This is a genomic window from Streptomyces sp. CO7, assembly GCF_053474865.1.
Window position 1 is genome coordinate 120,294 of sequence record NZ_JBRIOU010000009.1, and the last position, 5,178, is coordinate 125,471.

Here is a 5,178-nt window from a genome sequence, read left to right on the forward strand (position 1 = left end):
GGTCCTGGCCGCGTCGCTGGCCGCCGTCGGACTCGGTCCGGCCGCCGCCCCCGCGGCGGCCGCCACCGTCCCCGTGGGCGCCGGAAGCTATTCCGACACCCGGCCGGCCGGAACCGTCGGCCCCACGACCAACACCGGCACCGCCGTCAAGCCCAAGGTGACCGCCGCCGCCCAGGGCAAGCCGGTCCCCACCAACGACTGGTGGTCCTCGCTGGCCTTCCAGCGGTACGGCGACAACCCGTACTCGACGCCCATGTACGGTCACCCGCTGACCTACCAGGCCGTCTCCGGCGGACTGGAGGTCGGCTACCCGACCAGCGCGGCGATCGTCGGCGAGGGCCGGCAGTACGAGTTCGCCCACAAGCGGGACCTCACCCTCGGCCTTGCCGGGCTCAACTCGCCCGACACCAAGGCGGATTCCTGGTCCGACTGGACCGTCACCCCCTACTGGTCCGACGGTTCGCGCACCCTGCGCACCACCATCGGCCACGGCATGCCCTTCGTGTACGCCCAGGGGTCCGGCGGCAACGCGCGGATCAACACCGCCTCGACGCCCACCGTCTTCTCCGACCAGGGCAACGTCCTCGGCATCACCGTCGGGGGCCACCACTACGCCCTCTTCGCGCCGACCGGCGCCGACTGGAACGTCTCCGGCACCGAGATCACCGCGGGGCTCGCCGGCAAGGACTACTTCTCCCTCGCCGTGCTGCCCTCGACCGACGCGCTGGCGACGTACCGCAAGTACGCCTTCAGCTTCGTCACCGGCTCGAAGGTCGACTGGAGCTACAGCTCCGGCACGGTCAAGGCCACCTACTCGCTGACCACCGAGGCCAAGGAGGGCTCCGAGCGCGGCGCGCTGCAGGCCCTCTACCGGCACCAGTGGCTGCACACCACGGACGCGCTCACCTCGTACACCTACGTCTCGCCGCGCGGCACGATGAAGGTCCGTGAGGGAACCTCCTTCACCACGAGCATGCGCTCCGCCCCGGTGCTGCCCCAGCTCCCGCGCAGCAGCGCGATCGACAACGCCCGCCTGCGCGGCTACCTGAACGACGTCGCGAACGCCTCCGACCCGTTCTCCGGAGCGACCGACACCTACTGGACCGGCAAGGCGCTCGGAAAGCTCGCGCAGCTGGTCCCGGTCGCCGACCAGATCGGTGAGACCGCGATCCGCGACCGCCTGATCTCCCTGATCAAGGGCCGGCTGCAGGAGTGGTTCACCGCGGGCGGCGCGAGCGAGTTCTCCTACGACCGCGACTGGAAGACGCTGATCGGCTACCCCGCCTCCTACGGCAGCGACACCGAACTCAACGACCACCACTTCCACTACGGCTACTACGTCCACGCCGCCGCGATCGTCGCCCAGTACGACCCGTCGTGGACCGCGGACTCCGCCTGGGGCGGCATGGTCAAGGCCCTGGTCCGCGACACCGCCAACCCGAGCCGCACCGACAGCTCGTTCCCGTTCCTGCGCGGCTTCGACGTGTACGCCGGGCACAGCTGGGCCTCCGGCCACCAGGGCTTCGCGGCCGGCAACAACCAGGAGTCCTCCTCGGAGTCCACCGGCCTCAGCGCCGCCCTGGTGCTGTACGGCTCGGCGACCGGCGACACCTCGCTGCGCGACCTGGGCACGTACCTGCTCACCACGGAGAGCGAGGCGATCGCCCAGTACTGGTTCGACAAGGACCAGCAGGTCTTCCCCGGCTCCTACACGCACGACACAGTCGGCATGGTCTGGGGCAGCGGCGCCGCCTACTCGACCTGGTGGACGGCCAACCCCGAGGAGATCCACGGGATCAACGCCCTCCCGATCACCGCGGGCGGCTCACTGCACCTGGGCGCCCACAAGGAGGCCATCCGGCGCAACATCGCCGAGATGGAGCGCGAGAACGGCGGTCCCGCGGTCGAATGGCGGGACATCCTCTGGGAGTTCCAGGCACTGGCCGACCCGGCGACGGCGAAGTCCAAGTGGGACTCGGGGAACGCCGGGTACACCCCGGAGGCAGGCGAGTCCAAGGCCCACACCTACCACTGGATCCTGGGGCTGGACTCGATGGGAGCGCCCGACACCTCGGTGACCGGCGACATCCCCGCCTCGGCCGTCTTCTCCAAGAGCGGCACCCGCACCTACGTGGCGCACAACCACGGCTCCTCGGCGCGGACGGTCACCTTCTCCGACGGCCGGACGCTGAGCGTGCCGGCGCGTTCCACCGCGACGGGAACCGGGCCCGGCGGCAGCACCGACCCGGGCACTCCCCCGACGTCGGGCAACACCTTCCAGCTGCGGACCGGCGGGACCCTGACCACGGCCACCGGCAGCTCGGCGGCCAGTGACACGGTCCCGTCGGCGGGCGGCGCCAACCACGACGGCACGCCGTACAAGCCTCTGGTCTACGAGATCAAGGGCGTCAACGGCACGTACACCTCGGGCGGTTCGACCTCCTTCCGGCTGGCCGTCGACGCCGGCACTTCGGTGGGGCTCGGACAGCAGGCCCGCGTCAGCTACGACCTGACCGGTGACGGCACCTTCGACCGGACGGAGACGTACGCCTACTTCGCCACCGACCCCGTGACGGGCTGGGAGCGCTACGACCAGACCCGCGGCCTGAAGTCCGCCACCGGCACGCTGGGCAACCTGCGCAACGGAACGGTCCGGCTGGAGGTCTGGAGCGCCATCGGCAACGCGGACGCCCGGCTGCAGACGGGCACGGACACCTCTCTGGTGGTGATCCCCTTCAGCTGACGGCTGACGATCGGACGACCGCGACGATCGCGGCGCCCAGGGCGGCGGTCACCGGCTCCCACCGGTGACCGCCGCCCGCCGTTGTGCCCTCACGGGCCGGAGGGCCGGAGGGCCTGTGGACCCGCGGACCGTCCGGCCCGTCCGGCGCTTCCGGCGCTTCCGGCGCGTCAGGCGCGTCAGGCGCGTCAGGCGGTGGCCCTGCGGACCAGGGTGGTCGGGGTGATCACGGACGCCGGGGCCTCGTCGCCCGGCCGGTCCAGCAGCCGCATCAGGAGCCGCACCATCAGCCGGCCCATCCCCTCGATGTCCTGCCGCACGGTCGTCAGCGGAGGGTCGGTGACCCCCGTGACGGCGGCCATGTCGTCGAACCCGACCACGGCCACGTCCTGCGGCACCCGCGCGCCCCGCTCGCGCAGCGTGCGCAGCGCGCCCGCCGCCATCAGGTCGTTGGCCACGAAGACCCCGTCCAGGCCGGGGCACCGGTCCAGCAGGCCGGCCATCGCGCGGGCGCCGCTCTCCTCGGTGAAGTCGCCCTGCCACAACAGCTCTTCGGGGGCGTCGACCAGCACGTCCCGGTACCCGTCGATGCGGTCGAGGGCGGCGATCTTGTCGCGCGGACCGGCGATGTGGGCGATCCGGCGGCGGCCCAGCGACACCAGGTGACGCACCGCCTCGCGCGCGCCCCCGCGGTTGTCGCAGTCGACGAACGGCGCGACGGGCCCGGCCCCGGGGGCGGGGCGGCCTCCGAAGACCGCCGGGATCCTGGTCCGGGCTATCAGGCTCGCCAGTTGGTCGTCCTTGTGCAGCGAGAAGGCCAGCGCGCCGTCCACGTGGCCGCCCTCCAGGTAACGGGCGATCCGCTCGTGCTCGCCGGCGCCCTCCACCCACAGCAGGACCAACTGGGCGCTGTGCGCGCTCAGTTCCCGGCTGATGCCGCGGATCTGCTGCTCGAAGAACGGATCGGAGAAGACCCGGAACTCGGGTTCCGCGATGATCACCGCGACAGCGCCGGTGCGCCGGGTCACCAGCGACCGGGCGGCGTGGTTCGGGACGTACCCCAGCTCCTCCACGGCCTTGCGGACCTTGTCGACGAGCGGCGGCCGCACCCCCACGGCGCCGTTGACCACGCGGGAGACCGTCGCCCGGGACACCCCGGCGCGCTCCGCGACCGCCTCGAGCGTCGGACGGGGTCCCATGGTCTGCTCGGACAACGGTGCGCTCCTTGTCTGCGTCCGCGGGCCCCTTCGCCCGATGCCGCGCCGGTCACCCGGCGCGGACCAGGATAGGCGCTCCAGGTCCTCCCGCTGAGAGCGCTTGCACGACAGGCCGCCGAACCGTGACCCGGGCGCATGCTTCCGGTGGGCCGGCCTCTCCCGCCGCCCGTTGTCCGACCCGGGTGGCATGCTCCGCCGCCATGGACACACGACAGTTCTGGCACCTCGTCGAGGCGGCCCGCGACCGGGCGCCCGACCCGGGGGACGGTGAGGACGTCGCCCGCCGGGCGAGCGCGGCGCTGGCCGCCCACCCGGCCGAGGCGATCGTGGCGGCGTCGCAGGCCCTGTGGGACCTGATGGCCGTCTCCTACACGAATCCTCTGTGGGCCGCCGCCTACATCGTCAACGGTGGCTGCTCCGACGACGGTTTCGACTACTTCCGGGGCTGGCTGATCGTCCAGGGACGCGAGACCTTCGAGCGCGTGGTCGCCGACCCCGATGCCCTGGCGGAGCTGCCGGTCGTGCGGGGGGCAGCGGCCGCCGGACACGACCTGTGGTGCGAGGACACGCTCGGCATCGCCTGGGACGCGCACATCGCGGCGACGGGCCGAGAGCTCCCCGACGACGCGTTCACCATCCGCTACCCGGAGCTGGACCCCGCCTGGAACTTCGATTTCGACGACCACGCCGAGATGGCGCGCCGGCTCCCCCGCCTGGCCGCCCTGTACCTGGAGTGAACGCAGACGCCCCACCGAGCGGTCGCAACGGCCGGCCGGCACCGCCCGGTCAGGCGTGCGTCTCGCGCAGTTCGATCTTGCGGACCTTGCCGGACACCGTCATCGGGAAGGCGGCCCATGGTGGTGCGGCGCCGGGTACGCGGCGTCCTGTACGGCGCCCTGCGCACCGCCGAGCCGTTGGGCGACCGCACGTCGACGACCCGGCGGTGCGGGCCGGCCTCGACGAGGTGTGCGCGCTGCTCGGCCCCGGTGGCGGGGGCGGAGGGACGTCACCGGTCGGCGCGCCGGTCGGCCTGACGCCGCGTGAACTCGACGTGCTGGCCTGCGTGGCGGTCGGCGACTCCAACGCGGCCGCGGCCCGGCGGCTGGGGCTGCGGCAGGAGACCGTCAAGTCCTACCTGGGTTCCGCCGCCCGGAAACTGGGGGCGCGAGGGCGGTGGGCCGCGGTGACCGCGGCCCGGCGGGCGGGGCTGCTGCCCTGAGC

At 72.8% G+C, this 5,178-nt stretch carries 3 protein-coding genes and 1 pseudogene; 3 read left to right on the forward strand and 1 reads right to left on the reverse strand.

All coding sequences use genetic code 11. The annotated features are described in order from the left end of the window. A partial coding sequence (locus ACOV8S_RS27110; protein ID WP_448321016.1) for a glycosyl hydrolase occupies positions 1–2,743 on the forward strand: 2,743 nt, incomplete at its 5' end. Positions 2,744–2,928: 185 nt separating this feature from the next. Here the strand turns inward: ACOV8S_RS27110 and ACOV8S_RS27115 are convergent. Beyond that, positions 2,929–3,939 (reverse strand): LacI family DNA-binding transcriptional regulator, encoded by a 1,011-nt coding sequence (locus ACOV8S_RS27115; RefSeq protein WP_448321327.1) that lies wholly within the window; start codon positions 3,937–3,939, stop codon positions 2,929–2,931. A gap of 218 nt (positions 3,940–4,157) precedes the next feature. Between ACOV8S_RS27115 and ACOV8S_RS27120 the strand changes: the two genes are divergently transcribed. After that, positions 4,158–4,694, forward strand: coding sequence for a DUF4240 domain-containing protein (locus ACOV8S_RS27120; protein WP_448321017.1), 537 nt, complete (start codon positions 4,158–4,160; stop codon positions 4,692–4,694). 114 nt (positions 4,695–4,808) lie between these two features. After that, a pseudogene (locus ACOV8S_RS27125) lies at positions 4,809–5,176 on the forward strand (response regulator transcription factor); the annotation flags it as partial. Positions 5,177–5,178: the final 2 nt, after the last annotated feature.

What these genes read in the sequence shown, in the direction of transcription:
- ACOV8S_RS27115 (WP_448321327.1), bottom strand. Translation starts at nt 3,939, where the DNA reads ATGGGACCCCGTCCGACGCTCGAGGCGGTCGCGGAGCGCGCCGGGGTG.
- ACOV8S_RS27120 (WP_448321017.1), top strand. Translation starts at nt 4,158, where the DNA reads ATGGACACACGACAGTTCTGGCACCTCGTCGAGGCGGCCCGCGACCGG.